The sequence below is a fragment of the Dinoroseobacter sp. S76 genome, from assembly GCF_049801095.1.
Classification (GTDB): Bacteria; Pseudomonadota; Alphaproteobacteria; order Rhodobacterales; family Rhodobacteraceae; genus Dinoroseobacter.
Window position 1 is genome coordinate 163,490 of sequence record NZ_JBNAGH010000007.1, and the last position, 23,258, is coordinate 186,747.

23 protein-coding genes, 1 tRNA gene and 1 pseudogene are annotated in these 23,258 nt (G+C 63.4%); 11 read left to right on the forward strand and 14 right to left on the reverse strand.

What is annotated here, in order from left to right:
* Window positions 1–2: 2 nt before the first annotated feature.
* Genes ACP153_RS18140 through ACP153_RS18155 form a run of 4 tightly spaced genes read right to left on the reverse strand, consistent with a single transcriptional unit; the run spans window position 3 to window position 1,308 of the window.
* A complete protein-coding gene (locus ACP153_RS18140; protein ID WP_424966444.1) occupies window positions 3–269 on the reverse strand; it encodes a flagellar biosynthetic protein FliQ in 267 nt (88 codons plus the stop codon).
* Entirely contained in the window at window positions 269–547 is a 279-nt protein-coding gene (fliE, locus tag ACP153_RS18145; RefSeq protein WP_424972429.1) for a flagellar hook-basal body complex protein FliE, read from the reverse strand. The genes ACP153_RS18140 and fliE overlap by 1 nt, the downstream gene beginning before the upstream one ends.
* Before the next feature lie 14 nt (window positions 548–561).
* Entirely contained in the window at window positions 562–954 is a 393-nt protein-coding gene (gene flgC / locus ACP153_RS18150; RefSeq protein WP_424972430.1) for a flagellar basal body rod protein FlgC, read from the reverse strand.
* Between the two features lie 6 nt (window positions 955–960).
* A complete protein-coding gene (locus ACP153_RS18155) occupies window positions 961–1,308 on the reverse strand; it encodes a FlgB family protein (RefSeq protein WP_424972431.1) in 348 nt (115 codons plus the stop codon).
* A 130-nt stretch (window positions 1,309–1,438) separates the two neighbouring features.
* On the opposite strand from ACP153_RS18155, the gene ACP153_RS18160 reads away from it, so the two are divergent.
* Window positions 1,439–2,776: a FliI/YscN family ATPase gene (locus tag ACP153_RS18160; protein WP_424972432.1), complete on the forward strand. Its 1,338-nt coding sequence runs from the start codon at window positions 1,439–1,441 to the stop codon at window positions 2,774–2,776.
* On the opposite strand, the gene ACP153_RS18165 is transcribed toward ACP153_RS18160, so the two are convergent.
* The 4 genes from ACP153_RS18165 to ACP153_RS18180 all read right to left on the reverse strand — a co-directional run bounded on the left by ACP153_RS18165 (window position 2,773) and on the right by ACP153_RS18180 (window position 6,876).
* Complete coding sequence (locus ACP153_RS18165; RefSeq protein ID WP_424972433.1) at window positions 2,773–3,522, reverse strand: peptidase; 750 nt, start codon at window positions 3,520–3,522, stop codon at window positions 2,773–2,775. The two genes, ACP153_RS18160 and ACP153_RS18165, sit on opposite strands and share 4 nt — an antisense overlap.
* Window positions 3,523–3,649: 127 nt before the next feature.
* Window positions 3,650–4,498, reverse strand: coding sequence for a transglutaminase family protein (locus ACP153_RS18170; RefSeq protein WP_424972434.1), 849 nt, complete (start codon window positions 4,496–4,498; stop codon window positions 3,650–3,652).
* A gap of 4 nt (window positions 4,499–4,502) precedes the next feature.
* A complete protein-coding gene (locus tag ACP153_RS18175; protein WP_424972435.1) occupies window positions 4,503–5,444 on the reverse strand; it encodes an alpha-E domain-containing protein in 942 nt (313 codons plus the stop codon).
* Between the two features lie 4 nt (window positions 5,445–5,448).
* Complete coding sequence (locus tag ACP153_RS18180) at window positions 5,449–6,876, reverse strand: circularly permuted type 2 ATP-grasp protein (RefSeq protein WP_424972436.1); 1,428 nt, start codon at window positions 6,874–6,876, stop codon at window positions 5,449–5,451.
* Between the two features lie 155 nt (window positions 6,877–7,031).
* Here ACP153_RS18180 and ACP153_RS18185 point away from each other — a divergent pair, with 155 nt between their 5' ends.
* Both ACP153_RS18185 and ACP153_RS18190 read left to right on the forward strand, forming a co-directional pair.
* Window positions 7,032–8,081, forward strand: coding sequence for a glycosyltransferase family 4 protein (locus tag ACP153_RS18185; protein ID WP_424972437.1), 1,050 nt, complete (start codon window positions 7,032–7,034; stop codon window positions 8,079–8,081).
* 75 nt (window positions 8,082–8,156) lie between these two features.
* Window positions 8,157–9,179: an aspartate-semialdehyde dehydrogenase gene (locus ACP153_RS18190; protein WP_424972438.1), complete on the forward strand. Its 1,023-nt coding sequence runs from the start codon at window positions 8,157–8,159 to the stop codon at window positions 9,177–9,179.
* 105 nt (window positions 9,180–9,284) lie between these two features.
* Here ACP153_RS18190 and ACP153_RS18195 read toward each other — a convergent pair whose 3' ends face one another.
* Window positions 9,285–9,596 (reverse strand): P-II family nitrogen regulator, encoded by a 312-nt coding sequence (locus ACP153_RS18195; RefSeq protein ID WP_424966455.1) that lies wholly within the window; start codon window positions 9,594–9,596, stop codon window positions 9,285–9,287.
* 4 nt (window positions 9,597–9,600) lie between these two features.
* Entirely contained in the window at window positions 9,601–10,590 is a 990-nt protein-coding gene (locus ACP153_RS18200; protein ID WP_424972439.1) for a sodium-dependent bicarbonate transport family permease, read from the reverse strand.
* 899 nt (window positions 10,591–11,489) lie between these two features.
* Between ACP153_RS18200 and ACP153_RS18205 the strand changes: the two genes are divergently transcribed.
* The 3 genes from ACP153_RS18205 (at window position 11,490) to ACP153_RS18215 (ending at window position 14,310) form a co-directional block, all read left to right on the forward strand.
* Window positions 11,490–11,879: a hypothetical protein gene (locus ACP153_RS18205; protein ID WP_424972440.1), complete on the forward strand. Its 390-nt coding sequence runs from the start codon at window positions 11,490–11,492 to the stop codon at window positions 11,877–11,879.
* Window positions 11,880–12,073: 194 nt separating this feature from the next.
* A complete protein-coding gene (locus ACP153_RS18210) occupies window positions 12,074–13,465 on the forward strand; it encodes a leucyl aminopeptidase family protein (protein ID WP_424972441.1) in 1,392 nt (463 codons plus the stop codon).
* A complete protein-coding gene (locus tag ACP153_RS18215) occupies window positions 13,462–14,310 on the forward strand; it encodes a C40 family peptidase (RefSeq protein ID WP_424972442.1) in 849 nt (282 codons plus the stop codon). The genes ACP153_RS18210 and ACP153_RS18215 overlap by 4 nt, the downstream gene beginning before the upstream one ends.
* A 14-nt stretch (window positions 14,311–14,324) precedes the next feature.
* Here ACP153_RS18215 and ACP153_RS18220 read toward each other — a convergent pair whose 3' ends face one another.
* Window positions 14,325–14,672, reverse strand: coding sequence for a DUF2794 domain-containing protein (locus tag ACP153_RS18220; protein WP_424972443.1), 348 nt, complete (start codon window positions 14,670–14,672; stop codon window positions 14,325–14,327).
* Window positions 14,673–15,021: 349 nt separating this feature from the next.
* Here ACP153_RS18220 and paaI point away from each other — a divergent pair, with 349 nt between their 5' ends.
* Window positions 15,022–15,456 (forward strand): hydroxyphenylacetyl-CoA thioesterase PaaI, encoded by a 435-nt coding sequence (paaI, locus tag ACP153_RS18225; protein WP_424972444.1) that lies wholly within the window; start codon window positions 15,022–15,024, stop codon window positions 15,454–15,456.
* Between the two features lie 106 nt (window positions 15,457–15,562).
* Here the strand turns inward: paaI and ACP153_RS18230 are convergent, their stop codons facing one another.
* From ACP153_RS18230 to dapF, 3 genes are all read right to left on the reverse strand, one after another.
* Window positions 15,563–17,227, reverse strand: coding sequence for a Y-family DNA polymerase (locus ACP153_RS18230; protein WP_424972445.1), 1,665 nt, complete (start codon window positions 17,225–17,227; stop codon window positions 15,563–15,565).
* 169 nt (window positions 17,228–17,396) lie between these two features.
* A complete protein-coding gene (gene mtaB, locus ACP153_RS18235) occupies window positions 17,397–18,650 on the reverse strand; it encodes a tRNA (N(6)-L-threonylcarbamoyladenosine(37)-C(2))-methylthiotransferase MtaB (RefSeq protein WP_424972446.1) in 1,254 nt (417 codons plus the stop codon).
* On the reverse strand, window positions 18,647–19,489 hold the full coding sequence (gene dapF, locus ACP153_RS18240) for a diaminopimelate epimerase (protein WP_424972454.1): 843 nt from the start codon (window positions 19,487–19,489) through the stop codon (window positions 18,647–18,649). The genes mtaB and dapF overlap by 4 nt, the downstream gene beginning before the upstream one ends.
* 96 nt (window positions 19,490–19,585) lie before the next feature.
* Between dapF and ACP153_RS18245 the strand changes: the two genes are divergently transcribed.
* The 4 genes and pseudogenes from ACP153_RS18245 to ACP153_RS18260 form a co-directional block, all read left to right on the forward strand.
* Window positions 19,586–19,661 (forward strand) — tRNA-Lys (locus tag ACP153_RS18245).
* Window positions 19,662–20,418: 757 nt separating this feature from the next.
* The gene (locus ACP153_RS18250) at window positions 20,419–21,489 is read left to right on the forward strand and encodes an alpha/beta fold hydrolase (protein WP_424972447.1); all 1,071 of its coding nucleotides are present in this window, start codon (window positions 20,419–20,421) and stop codon (window positions 21,487–21,489) included.
* Between the two features lie 113 nt (window positions 21,490–21,602).
* On the forward strand, window positions 21,603–22,493 hold the full coding sequence (locus ACP153_RS18255; protein WP_424972448.1) for an alpha/beta hydrolase: 891 nt from the start codon (window positions 21,603–21,605) through the stop codon (window positions 22,491–22,493).
* A gap of 151 nt (window positions 22,494–22,644) precedes the next feature.
* Window positions 22,645–23,258: pseudogene (locus tag ACP153_RS18260) on the forward strand (transposase); the annotation flags it as partial.

Sequence of the window (23,258 nt, forward strand, 5' to 3'; positions counted from 1 at the left end):
TCCTAGAACAACGCGATTGTCGGGATGATTTCCGCGTGGAAGAAATCGGTCAGGGTCTCGGTCATGAAGCTCATGCTGACCCAGAACACGGCCAGCATCAGGGCGGCCTTTGGCACAAACGTCAGAGTCATCTCCTGCACCGAGGTGAGCGCTTGAAAGAGGCCCACGATCACCCCTGTGACCAGGGCCACAGTGAGGATCGGCGCAGACATCAGGACCGAAATCCAGAGCCCTTGCCGCAAGGTGTCAAAGAAGATGATCTCGGTCATCAGACGGGCATCCGCAGGATTTCCTGATAGGCTTCGACGACCTTGTTTCGCACGGTCACGGCGGTCTCGACCGCAAGCTCGGTCTGGGCGAGAGCCTCGACCAGAGCGTGGGGATCTGCGCCGCCGGTCATGGCGGCTTGTGCGGCGGCCTCCCCTTCCTGGATGGTTTGCGCGAAGCTCCGGGCCGCGCCGAGAAAGTCGGGGCCGGAGCCCGTGGGCGCCATGGCGTCCCTGGAGCGGGTGTATAATTGGGCGGCGGTGCTGGAGGTGATATCCATTCTGTCCTCGGGGCTTAGCGTTTCAGAAGTTCAAGGAGGGAGCGCGACATCTGCCGCGCATTGTCAAAGCTGCGAAGGTTGGCTTCGTAGCTGCGTTGCGCCTCGCGCGCGTCGGCCACCTCGACCATGACATCGACATTCGAGCCATTGTAATGGCCCGTTTCATCCGCCAACGGGTGGGCGGGGTCGTAGATCTTGCGCAATGCACTGTCATCAAGCGAGATGCGCGCCATTTTCACGCCGTCGCTGCCATCGAAGTTGTTGAGCATCTGCACAAATTCGGACTGCTTGCGCTGGTAGCCGGGCGTGTCTGCGTTCGCGATGTTCTGGGACACTACGTTCAGGCGGTGGGCCTGCGCGATCAGCCCTGTGGCCGACACCGAAAGGGATTTGAGAAGGTCACTCATGATCAATCACCCCCGACCCAGACTTGTGCGCAGGATGTTCATGGAACTGCGATAGACCGCGAGCGCTGTCTCATGCTGGTGCCGGTTCTCGGCCATGCGCACCATCTCGTGCTCCAGCGAGACGGAGTTCCCGTTGGGCGCGATGGGCGTGTCGGTGATGTCAAAGAGAGTGAGGTCGAGATCGCGATGCACACCAAAGGCGTGACCGTCCCGCGTCGCGCGCAGACCCGAGGACGAGATCTCGCGATAGCTCTCGGCAAAGCTGCGCAGGTCCTGCGCGCGGTAGCCCGGCGTGTCCGCGTGGGCGATGTTTCGAGCGATGGCACTGTGTCGCTCAGTGGCGTGGGCCGCCATTGCGCTCGCAGTGTTAAGGATCGTCAAATTTTTCATATCGGGGCTTCTCCCTCGATGGCTTCAACCAACGCTTAACCCCGATTCCTTTAGAAACAGTAAGTGAACATTCCCCGGCACAGAAAGGCCGCCCATGCAGACCGATTTCTCCAGCCTCGCCGCTTCTATTGACGGTCACAGCTTCCATCGGATCTCTGGACATGTCTCCGCATTGCGCGAGGCAGTGGTCGAAGTGACGGGGCTGAACCGTCATGCCTGTCTCGGGGATCGGGTGCTTTTGACCGGGTCCGATGGCTCTCAGGTCGGGGGCGAAGTGGTCACGCTTTCGAGCTCGCATATCGAGGTTCTGCCGGAGGCGCGGCTGCAGGGATTTGCGCTCCAGGATCGCGCCTATTTCCAGGGGCGGAGCGAGGTGCGTCCCTCCGAGGACTGGATCGGCAAGGTCATCGATCCGTTCGGGCGCTGCTATGATGGCACCACCCCCGCACCGGGGCCGAAGCCCTACCCGCTGCGCGGTGCCCCGCCCTCGGCCATAACACGCAAGACCTTGGGCCCGCGGCTCGAGACAGGGACGGCCGTGTTCAACACGTTCCTGCCGATTGTGCGGGGTCAGCGCCTAGGTCTCTTTGCGGGGTCCGGTGTCGGAAAATCGACGCTATTGGGGAAACTTACGCGAAGTGTGTCCGCGGATATCGCCGTTGTCGCCCTGATTGGCGAGCGGGGTCGTGAGGTGCGCGAGTTTGTGGACAAGACCCTGGGCGAGGCCGGGATGAAGCGCGCGATTGTGGTCGCCGCGACCTCGGATCAAGCCCCGTTGCTCAAGCGGCGCGCGGCCTGGCTCGCCATGTCCATTGCGGAGTATTTCCGCGATCTCGGGGGGCATGTTCTGTTTCTCACAGACTCCGTGACGCGCTTTGCCGAGGCCCATCGCGAGGTCGCCCTGACCGCCGGCGAAGCGCCGAGCATGCGGGGGTTTCCACCCTCTACCGGGCAGATGATCATGGATCTTGCAGAGCGCGCCGGGCCTGGTCCCGAGGGGGTCGGGGACATCACCGGGATCTTCAGTGTTCTCGTTGCAGGCTCGGACATGGATGAGCCGGTGGCGGACATTCTGCGCGGGGTGCTTGACGGCCATGTGGTGCTGTCCCGCGAGATTGCGGAGCGTGGGCGATTCCCTGCAGTGGATGTTCTGCAGTCGGTGTCGCGGAGCCTGCCTGAGGCCGCGACGGAGGAAGAAAACGGGCTCCTTTTACAGGCCCGCCGGACCATGGGTGTTTACCAAAGATCGAAGTTGATGATCCAGTCCGGCCTCTACAGCCAGGGCAGCGATCCGGAGATTGACGCGGCGATCACCGCCCATGCGGAGCTGGAGCGATTCCTCGCCCGGGTCGAGACTGGCTCCATCGCCGACAGCTATGACATTCTGCGCCGCCTCTTCCCGCCGCAGCCGGGGGGCGCGGGCCTTGTCTAGGTCTCGCGGCTGTCATCCATGCGGTAATTGGGCAAGCTGTCGAAGGCCATCTTCAACGCCTCGCCCCAGCCGCTCGAGATCGTCTGGAAGTAGCTGTCCTCGCGGGTGATCCGCGCGGCATAGCCAAGCTCCAGCGCATCGGTTTCGATCACCTGTACATCCAGCGGCAGATCCACCGAGAGGTTCGCCTTGATGGTCGAATCGAAGCTCACCAGCAACAGTTTGATCGCATCCTCGAAACTCATCTCGGGATCAAAGGCGCGCACGAGGATCGGGCGGCCATATTTGGTCTCGCCGATCTGGAAAAACGGGGTGTCCTCGCTGGCCTCGATGAAGTTTCCTTCCGGATAAATCATGAAGAGCCTCGGCGGGCTGCCCTTGATCTGGCCACCCACAAGGATCGTGGCGTTGAAGGTGCTGTCCGCTCGGGCGCCCGTATCGGCGTTTGACTGGATCACCTCGCGCAGGGTCGCGCCGACCATGCGCGCCACCTGAAACATCGAAGGCGCTTCAAAAACCGACGGGGTCCGCTCCCCCGGGGCTTTCATACGCTCATCAAGAAGGCTGATCACCGCTTGGGTCGTCGCGAGATTGCCCGCCGTCATCAGGGTGATGACACGCTCTCCGGGCTGCTCCCAGCTGACCATCTTGCGAAAGGTGGAGATGTTGTCCACGCCCGCATTGGTGCGCGTGTCCGACATGAACACCATGCCTCGGGCCATCCGGAGCCCCACACAATAGGTCATCTTCTCTTCCCACCTAGGCGCGCCCCGGACCCGTCCATTGGCCATAGGTCGCGCAAACCCTGTCTCGCATAATGGGGTTTGACCGGACTGTCACCCGCAATGAGGTCGCAAGCCCGTCACCACGGGCCTATTGCGCCTGATTCTGAGCCTGTGTCTGGCTTTGCGCCTGTCCCGTGCGCTGGGCCTGGACCTGCAGCGCGACCGAAAGCTGCTCGGTCCCGTCGCCGAACCGCATGCCCGAGACCGGTGCGGCATCCGCGTAATCGAGCCCCGTCGCTACCCGGACATAGCGCGCATCCGGGCAAATCGCGTTGGAGACGTCGAACCCGATCCAGCCGATTCCCTCCACATGGACTTCAGCCCAGGCATGGGTGGCGTCCTGATCGATCCGATCCTCCATCATCAGGTAGCCTGAGACATAGCGCGCGGGCATGCCGAGCGCCCGGGCCGCAGTGACAAAGACATGGGCGTGATCCTGACACACCCCTTTGCCGGCGGCGATCACCTCCTCCGCGGTGGAGCCCGCATGGGTCTCGCCCGGCGCATAAGTAACCACCTGTCCGATATGGGCCGAGAGCGCATGCATCTGATCAAGGGGCGAGCCCTGGGCATCGAACTCCTTCAGGAGCTTGCGCAGGCCGGGTCCCTCCTTGGTGAGCGGCGTGGCCCGTTGGAACATCCAAAGTGGCATGTAGCCGGAATGCCGCCCGGTCACCCCATTGGTGTCGGTGACATCCACCTCGCCTTCGCAATGGATCGTGACCTCCGTGACGTCCTGATCAAAGCTGATCAGATGGGTCTCGTTCATATGGGCGTCCTCAAAAACCACCTGGGATTGGGCGCCTTCGAGGGACATGGTCCAGTTCACGACCTTCTGCGTGTCGCGGGATTTCGGCGTCAGACGCACCTGTTGCAGGCCGTAGGTCACCGGCGTGTCATAGGTATAGGTCGTCCGGTGGGTGATCTTCAAAAGCATGAGTTTATCCGTAAAAGCGGTAGTCCTGCTCGATCTGCTGACCGAGCATCGCATTGAAGCGCAGGAAGTCCTGGAGGAATTCGTGCAGCCCTCCCTCGAAGATGAGGTCGACCGTGCTCGCCTTGATCCGCGCGCAGACCGCATCGGCGGTGTCGTGGCAGGCATGGCGGTCGCCGTAATCGCTCTCAAGATAGCCGAGATTGTCCCGCAGCTTGCTGTAACAGAAGGCCAGTGACCGGGGCATGCGATTGTCGAGCATCAGGAACTCGGCGATATCCACCGGGCTGCCATCGGGGCCGTATTCATGGCGGAACGCGCCTTCGCCGGAGACCGAGCGCAGGATCGTCTCCCATTGGACATTGTCGAGGGAGCTGCCGACGAAATTCGCCGAGGGCAGGAGCACGTAGTACTTCACGTCGAGGATCCGCGCGGTGTTATCCGCCCGCTCGAGAAAGGTGCCGATCCGCGCGAAATCGTAGATGTCGTTGCGCATCATCGTCCCATGCAGCGCTCCGCGCACGAAAGCGCTCCGTTGCCGGATCGTCCCCAGCACATCGGGCAGATCCCGGGTGGGCACCTTGCGCGCGAGCAGCTCCTTGAGGGTCAGGTAGCACTCATTGACCGCTTCCCAGACCTCGCGGGTGAGCGCGGTGCGTACCATGCGGGCATTGTCCCGCGCCGCCGAGATCACCGAGAGCACGCTCGAAGGGTTGTCCTTGTCGCGCAGCAGGAAATCGATGGCATTGGCGCCCTCGAATTCCTCGTATTTCTCCAGATAGGCGTCCCGCGCCCCCGCCGTGGCGAGGATCGAGGCCCATTCGTTTTCCGCAGCACCCGAGCGGGTCAGGGCGATCCGGTGCCCGGCATCCACGAGCCGTGCAATGTTTTCGGAGCGTTCGAGATAGCGGAACATCCAGAACAGCCCGCCTGCCGTTTTTCCCAGCATGGCCTTACTCCTCCAGCACCCAGGTGTCCTTGGTGCCGCCTCCCTGACTGGAATTGACGACCAGCGACCCTTTTTGCAGGGCCACGCGGGTCAGCCCGCCCGGGGTGATATGCACCTTCTTGGGCGAGACGAGTACGAAGGGCCGCAGGTCCACATGGCGCGGCGCGAGGCCCGACTTGGCAAAGATCGGCACCGTGGACAGGCTCAGCGTCGGTTGCGCGATATAGTTGTCCGGGCGCGCTTTGAGCTTGTCGCGGAAGGCGGCGATCTCTTTCTTGCTGGCCGCGGGGCCCACGAGCATGCCGTAGCCGCCCGATCCGTGGACCTCCTTCACGACGAGATCCGCGAGATTGTCGAGCACATAGGTCAGCGCCTCCGGCTCGTTGCAGCGATGGGTCGGCACGTTCTTCAGGATGGCCTTCTCGCCGGTATAGAATTCGACGATCTCGGGCATGTAGGAATAGATCGCCTTGTCATCGGCGATCCCCGTGCCCGGTGCGTTCGCGATGGTGATCCCGCCCGCGCGGTAAACATCCATGATCCCCGGGACGCCGAGCAGGCTGTCCGGGTTGAAGTTCAGCGGGTCGAGGAAATCGTCATCGACCCGGCGATAAAGCACATCGATCGGCGTGTAGCCCCGCGTGGTGCGCATGGCGACGCGGCCATCCACGACCTTGAGGTCATGTCCCTCCACCAGCTCCGCGCCCATCTTGTCGGCTAGAAATGCGTGCTCGTAATAGGCCGAGTTGTGGATCCCCGGGGTCAGCACGCCCACCACCGGGCGCCCGGTGCAGGCGGGCGGCATGCAATCGCTGAGCGACCGGCGCAGGTTCTGGGGGTATTCCGAGACCGAGCGGACCGCGTTCCGGGCGAAAAGCTCCGGGAACATCTGGAGCATCGTCTCGCGGTTCTCGAGCATGTAGGACACGCCCGAGGGCGTGCGGGCATTATCCTCAAGGACATAGAAATCGTCCTCGCCGGTTCGCACGAGGTCGATGCCGACGATATGGGTGTAGACATTGCCCGGCGGGGTCATGCCGATCATTTGCGGCAGGAAGGCCTCGTTCCGGGCGATCATCTCAGCAGGGACGCGGCCCGCGCGGATGATCTCCTGCCGGTGGTAAATGTCGTAGAGAAAGGCGTTGATCGCCCGGACCCGCTGCTCGATGCCCTTAGCCAGCCGGGACCATTCGCGGGCCGAAATGATGCGCGGGACGATGTCAAAGGGGATGAGGCGCTCGGCGGCCTCTTCGCGCCCATAAACGTTGAAGGTGATGCCCGTCAGGCGAAAGACATCCTCGGCTTCGCGCGCCTTCTTACGTAATCGCGCGGGATCTTCGCTCCCGAACCAGCTGTCAAAATCTGTGTAGGGCGCGCGCACATGGCCGTCGCCCAGACCGGTCATTTCGTCAAAGGGCTTTGTCACTGTCATAAAACTGAGGCTAACCTATTCCGGCTGACCTGCAATAGTCCTGTTAACCCAAGTTAAGGGCTGGACTTGAACCTCCGGGAGGCTGCCCGGAAAGCGGGCACCCCGTGTCTGCGCCTCGGATTTGCAATGGGGATGCGGGTGACCTAGGAGGGGGTATGTCCAGCACGCCCCGCCTCGCCGATCTCGATGTCATCGCGCCGAACCTCAAGCGGCGGCTGTCGGGGGTCACCTCGACGATCATCCGACTGGTGCCCCTGCAGGCGCGCGAGATTGGGATCGCGGCCACGGGCCCGGGCCTGCCGGATCATGTCCCCCATGTGCCGTTGAGCGCGCTCTTTGCCCTGCCGCGGGATCGCTGGCGGGTCTGGCACGCGCGGCGCAATACGGAAATGCTGCTAGGCCTCGTGCTGCGTCATGTGTTTCGGCGCAAGCTGCGGCTCCTCTTCACGACCGCCTCGCAGCGGGCCCATTCGGGCTACACCAAGTGGCTGATCCGGCAGATGGACCACGTGGTGGCCGTCTCGCAGAAATCTGCGGCCTATCTGGAGCGCGACGCGACGGTGATCCTCCATGGCATCAACCTGGAGGAGTTCACGCCGCCCGAAGACAAGGCCGCCCTGCGCCGCGCGCTCGGGATGGACCCCGACGCGCTCCTCATCGGCTGTATCGGTCGGATCCGGGCGCAGAAGGGCACCGATGCCTTCGTGGATGCCATGCTGGCGCTCCTGCCGGACCGGCCCGAGGCGCAGGCGATCGTGCTGGGCCGCGCGACGGAGAAACACGTTTCTTTCCTTGCGGATCTGAAGACGCGCATCGCGTCGGCGGGCCTCTCCGACCGCATCCACTTCCCCGACGAAGTCCCCCCGGATCAGGTGGCCAAGTGGTACCAGGCGCTCGATGTCTTTGTCGCGCCCCAGCGGTGGGAGGGGTTCGGCCTCACCCCGATCGAGGCCATGGCTTGCGCCGTGCCTGTGGTGGCCACGGATGTGGGGGCGTTTTCCGAACTGCTCGACCCACCGGAGGTGGGGCTTCTGGTGCCGCGAGATGATCTCGCGGCCCTCACCGCAGCCACGGCGGAGATGCTTTCCCGGGATCTCGGAGCGGAGGGGGCCAAGGCGCGCGCGCGGGTCGAGGCGGAGTTCAGCATCGCCCGCGAGGCGCAGGCCCTGATCGCGGTCTACCGGGATTTGCTCGCCCGCGCGTGAGCTGCGACTTTGCCCCCCTTTCCCATCGCGTCCCCTTGGGATAGAGAGCCCGCTGACACCCAAAGGAGACCCAAAATGGGCTATAAAGTCGTCGTCGTTGGGGCCACGGGCAATGTGGGCCGCGAAATGCTGAACATCCTGGCCGAGCGCCAGTTCCCGGTGGACGAGATTGCCGTGCTGGCATCCCGCCGTTCCCTGGGGACGGAGGTGAGCTTTGGCGACACAACTTTGAAGACCCAGGATCTCGCCACCTTCGACTTCACAGGCTGGGACATGGCGCTCTTTGCCGTGGGCTCGGCGGCGACCAAGGATTATGCGCCCAAGGCTGCGGCAGTGGGCTGTATCGTGATCGATAACAGCTCGCTCTATCGCTACGACCCGCTGATCCCGCTGGTCGTGCCGGAGGTGAACCCCGAGGCCGTGGAGCAGTACAAAAACAAGAACATCATCGCGAACCCAAACTGTTCGACCGCGCAGATGGTCGTGGCGCTCAAGCCGCTGCATGATCGCGCGAAGATCAAGCGAGTGGTGGTCTCGACCTATCAATCCGTGTCCGGCGCGGGCAAGGAAGGGATGGATGAGCTCTGGGATCAGACCAAGGCCGTCTACAACCCGACCGATGATGTGAAGGTCAACAAGTTCCAGAAGCAGATCGCCTTTAACGTGATCCCGCATATCGACGTGTTCCTCGAGGACGGCTCCACCAAGGAAGAGTGGAAGATGGTCGCCGAGACCAAGAAGATCGTCGATACGAAGATCAAGGTGACCGCGACCTGCGTGCGTGTTCCCGTCTTTGTCGGGCATTCCGAATCGATCAATATCGAGTTTGAGGAGTTCATCGACGAGGACGAGGTCCGCGATATCCTGCGCGAGGCGCCGGGCATCATGGTCGTCGATAAGCGCGAAGATGGCGGCTACACCACGCCGATCGAATGCGTGGGCGATTTCGCGACCTTCATCAGCCGGATCCGTCAGGACAGCACGATCGACAATGGTATCAACCTGTGGTGCGTCTCGGACAACCTGCGCAAGGGCGCGGCCCTGAACGCGGTCCAGATCGCCGAGACGCTGGGCAAGCGGGTCCTCAAGAAGGGCTGACGCGGCTGCGGCCATCTGGCTGACAAAGAAAGAGGCGCGGGCATTTTCGGATGCCTGCGCCTTTGTCGTTTCAGAGCTGTGTTTTCGGCCTGGGGGCGGGCGTGGTCAAAACCGCTCCGCCCGCAGGACCTCGCAATCGCTGACCGTGACCACGCCGATATGGCGGTCCACGACCTTGAAGGCAGCGTCCAGCAGGGCGTCCAGACGGTCCGGTCGAATGATGCAGACCACCTGGATCATGCCCCCGGCGCGGCTCACTTGTCCCTCGCGGCTCCAGAGGCCCGATCGCCCGGATCCGCCGAGCACCGGCAGGATCGAAAAGCCCGTCACGCCCGCGCCGGTCAGCGCGTCGGTCAGACGGCGTTCCATCGGGGCCTCGATGATGATCGCGACCCGCTTGGCCTTGTGTGTTTCCATGTGTTTACCCCCCAGAAAGCGCCGAGGCGACGGCGACATAGATCGGGATACCAAGTGTCAGGTTGAACGGAAAGGTCACCCCGAGCGACAGGGTCAGATAGATCGACGGATTGGCCTCGGGCAGGGCCACCCGCATGGCTGCCGGCACCGCGATATAGGAGGCCGAGGCCGCGAGCGTCGTGAAGAGTACCACACCCCCGGTCGACAGGCCGAGCAGGAGGCCGGTGCAGAGGCCCAGCGTCCCGCCCACCAGTGGCATGACCACCCCGAAGGCAAAGACGGGCGCGGTCATCACGCCCCGCGCCTGCCGCAGCCCCCGCCCGGCCACGAGGCCCATATCCAGCAGGAAGAGGCACAGCACCCCCTGGAAGGGCGAGATGATGAAGCTGGAGATTTGCGCCAACCCGTCCTCGCCCGTGATCCAACCGATCAGGAAGGAGCCGACCAGCAAGACGATGGAACCGTTGAGCAGGATCTCGCGCCAGAGTTCCGCGTCCATCCGGTCGCCTTCGCCGCTCCCGGCGGTGGCACGGCTTACGAGCCAGAGGGCGGCCAGGATCGCTGGCGCCTCCATCACGGCGGCCACGGCGACCATATAGCCTTCGGAGGCGATCCCCTGATCGTTCAGCACCGAGGTTGCGGCGACAAAGGTCACGATCGAGATCGAGCCGTAATGTGCCGCCACAGCGGCGGCATCGAGAATGCTGAGTTTTGTCATGAAGCGCAGCAGGGCGAAGGCGATAAAGGGAATCACGAAGGACAAAATGCCGCCTGCAATCAGCGCGAGCACGAGCGTCGTGTCGAGACCATGGGCTGCCACCGCCGCGCCGCCTTTGAAACCGATGGCAAAGAGCAGATAGATCGACATCCCCTTGGCGACCGCCTCGGGGATCGTCAGATCAGACCGCGCAAAGGCCGCCCCGAGCCCGAGGGCAAAACACAGGATAATTGGCGATCCCAGATTGTTGACCGCCAGCGCGAAGATATTGTCCATGGGGACCCCGTTTCCCTAACCGCGTCGCTGCGCCGCAGCAGAGTATCCGGGAACGCGGAGAGAGACCAGCGCAAACGGTGCGCCGGCCATGCGAGGTGTTGCGAGGGCACGGTAGCTTGGGCAGCTTGGCGCAGGCTCAGACCACCTTGAAAACGCCCGGTTCGTGACGAGAGGCGGAGTGCATTCGCTAGCTGAAAGCGTCCAAAGCCTGCGGAGCGACAAGTCCCTGCGCTCCTTTGTTCTACGGTCTTCGGACGGGCTCGTGGACGTCTCTTGCGAGGTGGTAACAGCCCTATTCCCTAGGCTTTTTTCTGCGCGTTCCGCTTGGGGCTCGTGTTGAAGTAGTTGTAGGCGCGGCGCCGGATCTTGCATCGAAGCCCGCCGAGATCGTTGCTGTCTCCATCTTCGGTGAGTGGTCACCGCAAAGGCAGGTGCGGCGGTGCAAAGGCATTGCAATAAGATGGCTGTGGCGGCGACGTGAAAACCCGGCAGGTGATCAACCTAAACCAGACGACGCGGCACCAGATTGGCGGTGGCGCAGCGAATGGAGCTCTCGCAGATCTCCGGGCTGGGGACGTTGGTCATACCCAAGCGAAGTGGCTTCTCGCGCTGCGTATCTTGTGGGCCGGTCAGCTTTCCTTGATCAGACGTTGGCTTCAGTTTTTTGGGCCCACCGGGCTCCCGCGCTCCAGGCGCGAGACCTGTGTGCGGGGGCCGTTCCATGCAACCCGCTGACGCGCTGCCGCCCCCTCGCATAGCGCGAGTTTCACTAAAAAACGAAGGAGTTAGCGCGCCCAAAGCAACGGAGTGTTCACTTTGGCCCGTCAGGGTCACGCCGTGGTGGACGACGAAGAAACGAGGGTATGATGCAACAGCAAAGCGCATCGACACAGCATGAATTGAGCGGGGAACCGAATGTGGTTGTCCTCGCCCCGCAAGAACCTGTGGTCCTGGATCAGGACCGGGTTGTCGAACTGTTCGTTGATCTGGGCGAGATCGGGGCGCAAAGCACCGTCTCCTCAACGCTGAGCGATATTCGCGACCGGGTCGGGCTCTTGCCGATCGAGTATGCCCGGGGCACCTGGGAAGGGCTCGAAGGGTTGGCGCAGGAGGTGGCGGCACTGGCCGCGTCTATCGGGTTCCTGTCCTGCGAGACTGCCGCGCAGCATGTGGCGGCCTGCGCCAAGGCCCATAGCGCCAATGACATCCCGCCGGTGATCGCCCGTCTCGACCGGGTCTGTGCCATGCCGCGCCCGACCGCCTGGGGCACGCAAGGCATTTCCGGCTGATTTTGCGTCCGGGCGAGCCGCGCCCGGGTCTTGGCGACACGCGGCGCTGGTATTGAGTTTTTACCTTTTCAACTGGGGGCGTTGCTCTTTCGGCGACGCCGCTTGGGTATTTTGCGCTCTGATCTTGCAGATAGGCGCGTTCTCTCTAGGCTTGCCATTACAGGCCCGTCCCCCCGGATCCGAGAGAGGTGCCCATGTCCGCGTTCACTTGCGAATTCGCGCCGGAAGGTGCGCCAACCCGACCTATCCATGTGGTCGCCGCTGCGGATCTCGAGACCTGGAGCGCTGGGCGCTCGGAGGCCGAGCGGGCTTGGATCGCGACTCAAGGGTTCAAAGCGGCGCTCGGGACCCATTTGGTGCTGCCGAACCCGGACGGCACGGCGGGGGATGTCGTGGCCGGCTATGGCAGTGCCAAGGATCGCGCGCGCAGCCGGTTTGCTCTCGGGCCCTTGGCCACAGCTTTGCCCGCGGGGGACTATCACTTCGAGGGGCTTGAGAACGCGGAAGAATTGGCCGAGCAGACCTTGGGTTGGCTGCTTTCGGGCTATAAATTCACGCGCTATGCAGGCAAAGCCTCCACCCCCGCGCGGCTGAGCCCTGCGTCCGGCCTTGATGCGGACCGTATTCTGGCCATGGCCGAAGGCGAGGGGCTGACCCGGGACCTGATCAACACACCGTCCAACGATATGGGCCCCGATGAGCTGGAGGCTGCTTCCCGTCTGCTCGCAGAGACCCATGGGGCCGCGATGCACGTGACGCTGGACGAGGATCTGCTCAGCGGGAATTTTCCGATGATCCACGCGGTGGGCCGCGCGTCGGAGCGTCGTCCCCGCCTCATCGATCTGCGCTGGGGCGAGGCAGGCCCGGCCCTGACCCTTGTGGGCAAGGGGGTGTGTTTTGACACGGGTGGTCTGAACCTGAAGCCCGGCGGGTCCATGGCGCTGATGAAAAAGGATATGGGCGGTTCGGCCACGGTGCTGGGCCTCGCGCACATGATCATGGCGCTGAAGCTGCCCCTGCGGCTGCGCGTGTTGATCCCGGCGGTCGAGAATGCGGTCTCCGGCACGGCCTTTCGGCCAGGCGATGTGCTGACCTCGCGCAAGGGGCTGACGGTTGAGATCAACAATACCGATGCCGAGGGGCGCCTTGTTCTGGCCGATGCGCTGGCCCTCGCCGATGAGGAGGCGCCGGATCTGATCCTCTCCATGGCCACGCTCACCGGGGCAGCGCGAGTGGCGGTTGGCCCGGATCTCGCGCCCTTTTACGCCAGCACGCCGGAACAGACCGCAGCGCTGCAGGCCGCCGCGATCCGGGTCGCGGATCCGGTCTGGCAGATGCCGTTTCATGCGCCTTATGAGAAGATGATCGAGCCCGGTATCGCCGATCTCGACAATGCGCCCCCGGGCGGTTTTGCAGGCTCGATCACGGCGGCCCTCTTCCTGCGCCGCTTCGTCGAAGCCACGCCTTATATGCATTTCGACATCTATGGCTGGCAGCCAAGCGCGGCCCCGGCGCGACCCAAAGGCGGGGTCGGGCAGGGGGCCCGCGCCGTGCTCGACGCCCTGCCGGAGCTCTTGGGGCTATGAGCGTTGCAGAAGCCCCCATCGCCCTGGACCGGCGGCGCACGGCCTTTGACGGGCAGACTGCGTTGGACACCCTGCGCGGCCGGGTCGAGGCCACGCGATTTGTCCCGGGACGAGCCGCGCGGGTGACTGTGCCGGAGGTGCCGCTCACCCGGACGCCCACGGGGGGCGCGGATAAGGCGCTCCTCCATGGGGAACCGGTCACGGTCATCTCCGAGAGCGCGGGGCGCGCCTTCGTCCAGTCCGGCTGGGATGCCTATGTCGGCTATGTCGATCCAGCGGCCCTTGGGGATCCGGCGGAGACCACCCATCACCTCGTGGCACCGTCCAGCCATCTCTATCCCGAGCCCCATTTCAAATCCCCACCCCTGCAGGGCCTGTCCCTGGGCAGTGGTCTGGCGGGGAGGGGGCTCCGCGACGGCTTTCTCGAGACCCCTGACGGGTTTGTCCCGCTGCAGCACGTGGTCGAGCGCGATGCGCCCAAACCGATCCTGGAGACGGCGCTGAGCCTCGTTGGTACGCCCTATCTTTGGGGCGGGAACAGCGCGTTTGGAACCGATTGCTCGGGGCTTGTGCAGCTGGCCTGCCGGTTGGCCGGTCATACCTGCCCGCGGGACAGCGACCAACAGGCGGCGGAGCTTGGGACCGCGCTGCCGGAGGGTGCCGCGCTCCAGCCAGCAGATGTGATCTGCTGGAAAGGGCATGTGGGGCTGATGGTCGATGCGGAGACGTTGCTCCATGCCAATATCCACCACATGGCGGTTGCGATCGAACCTCTGAACGCAGCGCTAAAGCGGATTGCCAGCCATGAGTTTGGCGAGGTCACGAGTATTCGTCGCTTGCCTTGAGGCAGGCGCAGACATCACTCCACGGCGCGGATCAGCTTCTTCTCCAGCACCCGCAGCACCGTGCGCAGCTCGTGTCCGCGTTTCAGGATCTGCCCATCCATGCCGATCACCGCATAGAGCCCCTGCTTCTGGGCGAGTTTCGGGCGTTTCTCGATCCGGTAGAGCGGATTTTCCGCCGTGCGACGAAACACCGAGAAGATCGCCACATGCCGCTGGCAGGAGATCCCGTAGTCCCGCCACTCTCCGGCGGCGACCATCCGGCCATAGAGGGAGAGGATCACCCCAAGCTCCCGCCGGTCGAAAGCGACCTGCTCCGGGATGGGTTCGGGTTTGCGGAACGGGATCGGGTTTTGAATGACCATGACAAGGATGGTGAGCCGGAATGCCCGGCAAATCAAGGGGCCGCGGACAGGGGCTTGGCCTCATTCTCGCCGCGAAATCACCTCAGAGCTTCCTCAGACCGCCCGCACCGGCGCCATCTGGATCTGGGAAAGTTGAGACATCGAGAGTGGTGACGCTCTTGTCCCTCGGAGTAGGCGATCGTCATTGCCCCCACCCAGATTACCGCTCCGGGGGGACTGAATACTCCGAACGCCCCGTCCTGCAAAGGCGGGGCGTTTCTCCGTCCTGGGCTCTCTGACGCCCCGGGCTTGCGCGGCGGGCGCAGCTCGGATCACATGGAGCGAGAGTTCCCCAATCCCGAGGTGTCGGATGGACCCGCAAACCCGAGCAGAGGCCTGTGCCGCCGCGATGTTGGCAGAGGATGCCGCGAGCCGTGGCATGGGCATCCGACTGGAGGAGGTGCGCCCGGGGCAGGCCCGCTGCAGTCTGGAGGTCCGGGCCGATCACTTGAACGGGCATGGCATCTGCCATGGTGGGGTGATCTTCACACTCGCGGATACGGCCTTTGCCGTGGCCTGCAACAGCTACAATGCGCGGGTGGTGGCCCAGCACAACAGCATCTCCTATCTCGCGCCGGCGACCCTCGGGGTGACGCTGATTGCCGAGGCAGAGGAAGTGTCCCGCGCGGGCCGCTCAGGGATCTACGATGTGCGCGTGCGGCAGGGCGAAACCCTGATCGCGGTGTTCCGTGGCGCCTCGCGGCAAGTCAGCGGCACCCATCTGTCCGAGGGTGGCGAAGACTAGCCGTCGCCGCGCAGCCTGCATCCGGCGCGCGAACTTGGCCATCCCTTGGGCTGGCCTGCCTCTGGCAACGGTCGCAGGCTGTCTTGCTTTCTCTGCCGAACACACCTCAGGCGAACCGCCCCTGGCAGAACCAGCCCGAGGACATGCTGGCCCCATGGGCATAGTAGAGCCAAAGCCGCTGCCCGACCGAGGTCTCCACCCGCCAGTAATCCCGCACCCCGCTGCGCCAGCTCGGATCATCGAGCCACCATTCCGGGGCCAAGCGCTCAGGCCCGCAGGCATTATCGAGCTTGAAGGTCTGCCCGCGCCAACGAAATTCCGTGGGGGGCGTGGCGTGATCCGGGGCCTGCACCGGCTCTGGCCGAAACAGGGTCAGGGGCCGCGGCGCATGCATTTGCGGCCAGACACCCGCATGGGGCGCACTCCAGGCAGCGGCCTGAATACTGGCGGTTTTTTCCGGAATGTGACTGTCCGCCGGATGCCAACGCGTGATCGCCTCCAGCCCAATCCGGGCCCCCAGCGTTCCGATCAGATCATCCAGATCCGTACTGTCTTGCGCCACCTGCGCGCCGCGCGCGGCCTCCACATGGCCACTATGCTGCACCGCGTGCACCGGTTCGGTCTGCACTGCCTCCAGCCGGATCACGTCAATGCCAAACCCCGCATCCACCGCATCGAGCTTGCGGAACAACAAGGGCCGCAAACGCGCAGGATCCGCCGAAGGCCGCGCCAACCCCAGATCGAAGCTCTGGCGCGTATGATCGCAGCGCAACAGTTCCAGCCGGATCCGCCTTGCCCCGCGCCCGGCTTTCGCGAGCCGCGCGCCCAGGGGCGGCAGCAACCGGTCAATCCCGGCCTCCAGATCCTCGCGCAGCCCGATGGGCTCCGGCAGTGTCAGGCGCGCGGCACAGATCACATCCGGCGTGGCCGGGGAGACCGGCTCCGGCTCCCGTCCCAGGGCCTGATCTAGACGCCGCCCCACCTCCAGCCCGAACCGCCGGGCCAAAGCCGCGCGTGGCAACCCGGCCAGGTCATCGACCCGGCGCAACCCGACCCGCGACAGCCCCTCCTGCGTCTCCTCCGACAGGCGCAGGGCCGCCACGGGCAGAGGTCCCAGAGCCTGCCGGGTCTGCCCGGAGGGCGCGATCCGGGCGCTGGCCGCGCGGGAGAGGGCCGGCCCCATCTGTGGCGCGGCCCCGCCCCGGGTCCAGTGCCGCCGTTTGCCCGCCCGGGACCGTGTGGCCCGTGCCTCCTGATCAATGGCATCACCGCTGCGCGCAGACCCTGCCTGCGCCCCGGCATAATGGGCCAGCGCCCAGGCCGCGCCCACCGTATCGGCGAGCCCGACCCGCAAGCTCAGCCCCATATCGGCGCAATCCTGTTCCAGCAGGGCGACCACTCCGGCCTCCCCTCCAAAGAGATGCGCACAGCCCGACAGATCAATCACCAGCGTGTTGTCCTCCTGCGCCGCAACCCAGGGGGAGACCTTGCCTGCCCAGCGACGCAAGGCGTCGAGAAACCCGGCCTCTCCTGCCGGATCCGCAGGACGGGTCATCAAGGTCGGACAGATCGCCTGAGCATCCCGCAAGGCCTGCCCGATCTGCAGCCCCTCGGCACTCGCCCCCTCCGACAGCGCATCAAGCACCTGCGCCGTTCCACGGGTGGCCACGGTCGCAAAGGGACCAGGCTCCGCCAGACGGAGGTGACGCAGGGCGCGTTCGGCCCCCAGGCGGGGAAACCACAGGGCAAGAATACGGCGTGGGGACGGCATGGGCAGCTCATATCGTTCTCACTTTGTTCTCATCTTAGGGTGAGTCGCCGCCAGAGTCGATCCATGCGCGCGCCCAAGGGACCGGCGCGCCACACCCTCATCTTAAGTCTGGAAGTATCCCCGCCGGAGGCTCCTGTCCCAGCAACCTGCGGGTCCTCGGATCCGTGCACTAAGCCGCCAACTGGTGCCCAGCGACCCCATGGATGCGGGCAGAGACGATCTGCCCCTCGGGCTGATCCTGTGTGAACTGCACCTCGGTGAATTGCTCGGTGCGCCCCATGCGCGGGTTCTCCAGCAGGACCTGATGGGTCCGACCCACCTGCGCCTCCAGATGGCGCGCCACCTGAGCGTCACCGGCCTTGCGCAGCTCCGCCGCTCGGGCCTTGATCACCGGTCCCGCAACAGCGGGCATCCGGGCCGCGGGCGTGCCCGGGCGCGGGGAGTAGGGGAAAACATGCAGCCAGGTCAGATGGCACTCGCGCACCAGCCGCAGGGAGTTTTCGAACATCGCGTCGGTCTCGGTCGGAAACCCCGCGATGATATCCGCGCCAAAGGTCATCTCCGGGCGCAGGCGCAAAGCCTCCTCGCAGAAGGCAATCGCGTCATCGCGCAGATGCCGCCGCTTCATCCGCTTGAGGATCATGTCATCCCCGGCCTGGAGGCTCAGATGCAAATGGGGCATAAGCCGCGTCTCGGTCGCGATGGCCAGCATCAGGTTCTCATCCGCCTCGATACTGTCGATCGAGCTGATCCGCAGCCGCGGCAGATCCGGCACCAGCCGCAGGATCCGCATGACCAGATCGCCCAGACGCGGCTCCCCCGGCAGGTCCGCGCCCCAACTCGTCAGGTCCACGCCGGTGAGCACCACTTCGTTATAGCCGCGATCCACCAGCCGCTTGATCTGATCCACGACGACACCAGCGGGGACCGAGCGCGAATTGCCCCGGCCATAGGGGATGATGCAAAACGTGCAGCGATGATCGCAGCCATTCTGGACCTGCACATAGGCACGGCTGCGTGTGCCGAACCCATCGATCAGATGCCCCGCCGTTTCAGTCACCGACATGATGTCATCGACGCGCACGGCCTCGGTCTCACCGATCAGGTCGGGGGCGAGCCCAGCCCAGGTCTCCGCCTGCATCTTCTCGGTATTGCCGATCACATGGGTGACCTCGGGCATGGCGGCAAAGGTCTCGGGCTCGGTCTGAGCCGCGCAGCCCGTCACGATCAACGGCGCATCGGGGTTTTCCCGGCGCAGCTTGCGGATCTCCTGCCGTGCCTTGCGCACCGCCTCGGAAGTCACGGCGCAGGTATTCACCACCAGCGCATCGCGCACGCCAGCAGCCTCGGCGAGCTCCTTCATGGCCTCGGTCTCATAGGCGTTGAGACGGCAGCCCAGGGTGGTGAACCGCGGCGCGCTCATAGGGCGGCCAGGAACTGCGGGGTCAACACCCCGGAAAACACGGTCATGGTCGGGCCGGTCATCCAGACCCCATCCTCGCGCCAGTCGATCCAGAGGGTCCCGCCATCCAGATCGATGCGGGTTTTCCGCCCGGTCAGGCCGCGCCGGGCCGCAGCCACCCCGGTTGCGCAGGACGAGGAGCCCGAGGCCAGTGTGATGCCCACGCCCCGCTCCCAGACCCGCATCCGCAGGTGGTCGGGGCCGATCACTTGCGCGACCTGCACATTGGTCCGCTCCGGGTAGAGCGGATGGTGTTCATAGCGGGGGCCAAAGGTCTCCAGCGGAATCGCCTCGGCATCCTCCACGAAAAAGGTGCAATGGGGATTGCCCATGCCTGTCGCTACCGGCGTGCCCTCGATCGGCAGCTCCAGAGTATCCATGGCCTCGGCCAGCGGGATCTCGGACCAGAGGGTCTGGGGCTGGCCCATATTTACGCGTGTCTGTCCGTCGCCGGCCTCTTCGGCCAGCAAGAGCCCCCGATCCGTCGAGAGCCGGAGCGCCGAAGCCCCCGTCTCGTCCAGCATCATCCGCGCAATACAGCGCGTGGCGTTGCCACACGCCGCCGAGGTCGAGCCATCGGAGTTGTAGAAGGTTAGATGCGCATCCACGCCAGCGCCCGGGGTCACGACCGCGAGCTGGTCAAACCCAACGCCGCGATGGCGATCGGCCAGCGCCGCGACGAGAGCGGCTGGCACGGCATGCCCTTTGGCACGGCTGTCGATGACGACAAAGTCGTTGCCGAGCCCATGCATCTTGTAGAAGGGCAAAGAGGTCTGATCCTGCGAGGTCATGGCGGCCATATACGCGCGAACTGCGACATAATCCAGAAGGCGCAGAAAACTCTGCATTCCACCCTTGACCCCCCCGAGCCCGATGGCTAAACGAGCCGCCAGAGTGGGCCGTTAGCTCAGTTGGTAGAGCAACTGACTTTTAATCAGTGGGTCGCAGGTTCGAATCCTGCACGGCTCACCACTGTTCTTGATTACTTAAAGGCGATGCCTGGCGATTAGAGTTTTAGCTGGCGAGTGGATAGTGAACACCGAGCTTGGCTGTCATCGAACGCTCGTGCCCAACCTAGCGACGTCACTGCTTTTGGCAGGTTGTATCCAAAGCCCCAGGTTCCGGACCTACTGATTTCCGCGTACGGGCGTGATCCACGGTTTGAACATCGAGCGATAAGCATATCTGATTTTGTCTGGTTAACGGATGTGCAGATGGTGCGCCTGCAGTCCTAGTCTCCCAAGTCCCATCGCAAGCCGAGCTTTCACTGCCCGGTAGTCAATGGCATCGCAATGTCCCGAGAGGGGATGGTCGTTGAGTGGTGGATTGAATTATATTATGCAGTTACAATGGCTTAACTTGGCGCGGTGCATCAAGAGCACACGAGCCTTACAAGATGCTCCATGACCGACTGAAAAGGTGGAGCGATAAGGGGTTTTCGCCCGGATGGTGGTGGGTGTAGCGGTCGAACACAGTGAGGTCAAAACAGTCACCATCGGCGCGACAGATCTCAAGGTCCACCAAGCAGCGACCAGCATGAGCGTGAACAAGGTGGGCATGCACGCTTGATCGGACGGACCAACGGTGGGTTGAACGCCAAGTCGCATGCGATCTGTAACAGCTAGGGACGCCCTCTCAGCCATCACTCTCGCGGCAACAGTTTTCTATTGGCCGAGAGGCCTGGCCCCACACGGCTGACCACTTTCGTCCTTTCTGCTAATCGGAAGGAATGAGGACCACATCTTACCCTGATCGGCAAAAAGTCTCGTTCGTCGCGGCAGCTGACGGGACACGTATCGCTGTGGCGGAAATGGGGAGTGGCGACACCATTCTCAAAGCCGGGAACTGGCTGAGCCATATTGGTCATGATGAAGAGAGCCCAATCTGGCGCCACTGGTTGCATGCTCTTTCCCAAAAGCATCGGTTTGTCAGGTACGATCTGCGCGGCTGCGGGCTTTCGGATCGCGAGGTAGACGATATCAGCTTTGAGGCTTGGCTGTCTGATCTTGAGGCGGTGGCAGAATCCATTGATGGACCTGTTGCGTTGTTGGGACTTTCGCAGGGCTGCGCGCTCTCCATCGCCTTCGCCCGTCGGCATCCTGAGAAAGTCGAGCGGCTTGTTCTGATCGGCGCCTACGCCCAGGGTATGCTCGCACGCAGTGATCACGCTCATGCGCGGCTCGAGGCGGAAACCCTCGCAAATCTCGTTCAACTTGGCTGGGGCAGAGACGTGCCAGCTTTCAATCAAGTGTTTACCAATCTTTTCGTGCCCTCCGGCACCCCAGAACAGCATGGCTGGTGGCAACGCCTTGAGCGAGAGAGCGTGTCGCCGGAGACCGCGCTACGTATTCTGGACGTCTTGCATCGGGTTGATATCCTTGCAGATGCAGAAGAGCTGAAACTGCCGACCCTCATCTTTCACGCGAAAAACGATGCACGGATCCCGTTTGATGAGGGACGCCGGCTCGCCGCCGTCATTGAGGATGCGCAATTCATCCCTTTGGACAGCGCGAACCATGTCTTGCTCGAAGATGAGCCCGCCTGGCAGGCCTTCCTCACGGCATTTGAGGCATTCATGCCGGAAACGCCCGCCTTGCATCCGGTCAACGTCAGCTATCATCTGACGGATGCAGAACGGGAGGTGGTCGCGCTCGTCGCAAAGGGACTGGGCAACCAGGACATCGCAAATACTTTGGGAAAGTCTGAGAAAACGGTGCGCAATCAGATCACTGTGGCACTCGACAAGGTGGGTGTTCGCAGCAGATCCGAATTGATCGTGAGGATCCTATCTGACGGATAGGACATCCACCCCACAGAAAAGAACACCGAAAGCTCAGGATTGGGACCTCCGCCTCATGCGAGAGGGGGCGGAAGGCGCTTCGCTGCACTCACTCATAATGGAGAGAGCAGCTCATGTTCCACGACGTCGAATTCCAGTCCGAAGGCGCAACCCTCCGCGGTCGGCACTATCGCAACACGGAGACACCAAAGGCCACGATCGTCATGACCCATGGCACAAGCGCGACGATCACCATGGCAATTGACCACTACGCGCAAGCGATTTTCGAGGCCGGGTTTGACGTCCTTTTGTATGATCACAGGAATTTCGGACACAGCGGTGGTGAACCAAGGCAAGAGATCAACCCTTGGGTCCAGCTCCGGGGGTATCGCGACGCGGTGGCGTTTCTGCGCGCATCTCATCAGGTCGGCCCGGTTGCCCTTTGGGGAGATAGTTATTCCGGCGGTCTCGCTTTGGTCGCAGGGGCTTTGATCGATGAAGTTGCAGCAATTATCGCCCAGATCCCGGTTTGTGGCGCGACTTGGCCGGAGGGCGCAGCCAAAGACGGCGCGCTCGACAGCTTGCGCACCATCTTTGAGAGCGGAGATGTCCGCGGTGGCCCGGACGACGTTGCGGGCCCCATGCCGGTTGTGTCGCTTGACCAACTCAACGCGCCGTCACTCCTGACCCCGCCACAGGCGGTTCGGTGGTTTCTGGAATATGGCGGGCGGCACGGAACTGGCTGGGAGAACAGGGTGACCCGTGTCGTTCCGAAAACGCCAGTTCCTTGTTCCCCACTGGTCACGGCTCCTCACCTCAACATGCCGGTCCTCATGATGATCGGCAGAAATGACGAGATGGTCCACTGCAACCCGGACCTACAAGATGCGGTCTTCGAGATGATCCCAGGTCCGAAGGAGAAACTGGTGATCGACGGCGGGCACTTTGGTCTTCTGTGGGAGGACAGTCCGAGTTTCTCCAAGGCAGTGACTGCACAAATCGAGTTCTTAGGGTGGGTGCTTTAGCGTCAAGCCAAAGCTCTGAACGCTACTGTAGCCGCGCCGAATTTCGGCATGCCCTCAATTCTCTCTGTCTGACGTCAGTGCCTATGGGTCCAAACAGGGTCATTTGCTAAGAGAGAGTTTGTTGCTCATCGTAACCACCGAGGAGTGGACGATGAGAAAGACAACGAAGAGCCCTGGCGAGAAGATCGTCAAAGACATCAAGCGCGCCACGCGCAAGCAGTATTCGAGCGAAGAGAAGATCCGGATCGTGCTGGATGGTCTGCGCGGCGAGGACAGTATCGCGGAGCTATGCCGTCGCGAAGGCATATCCCAGGGCCTGTATTACAAATGGTCCAAGGACTTCATGGAGGCCGGGAAGAAGCGTTTGGCCGGGGACACAGCGCGGGCTGCGAACAGTGATGAGGTCAAAGAACTGCGCCGCGAGGCAAAGGACCTCAAGGAAGTGGTCGCTGAACAGACGCTTGAGCTGCGTCTTCTCAAAAAAAGCATGCTCGGGGATGGGGGCGACCACGAATGAGGTATGCCGCATCAGAGAAGCTGGAGATCATTCGGCTGGTGGAAGAAAGCCATCTGTCGGCGCGTCGAACACTGGCTAAGCTGGGTATCCCTCGCACCACGTTCTACCGTTGGTATGACCGATACTGCAGCGCGGTGAGGCTGGGCTGGCGGATCAATCTCCCAAGCCCAATCACGTCTGGAATCGGGTGCCCTCTGACGTGAAGCGCAAGGTTGTGGATCTTGCGCTGAAGGAAACGGAGCTATCGC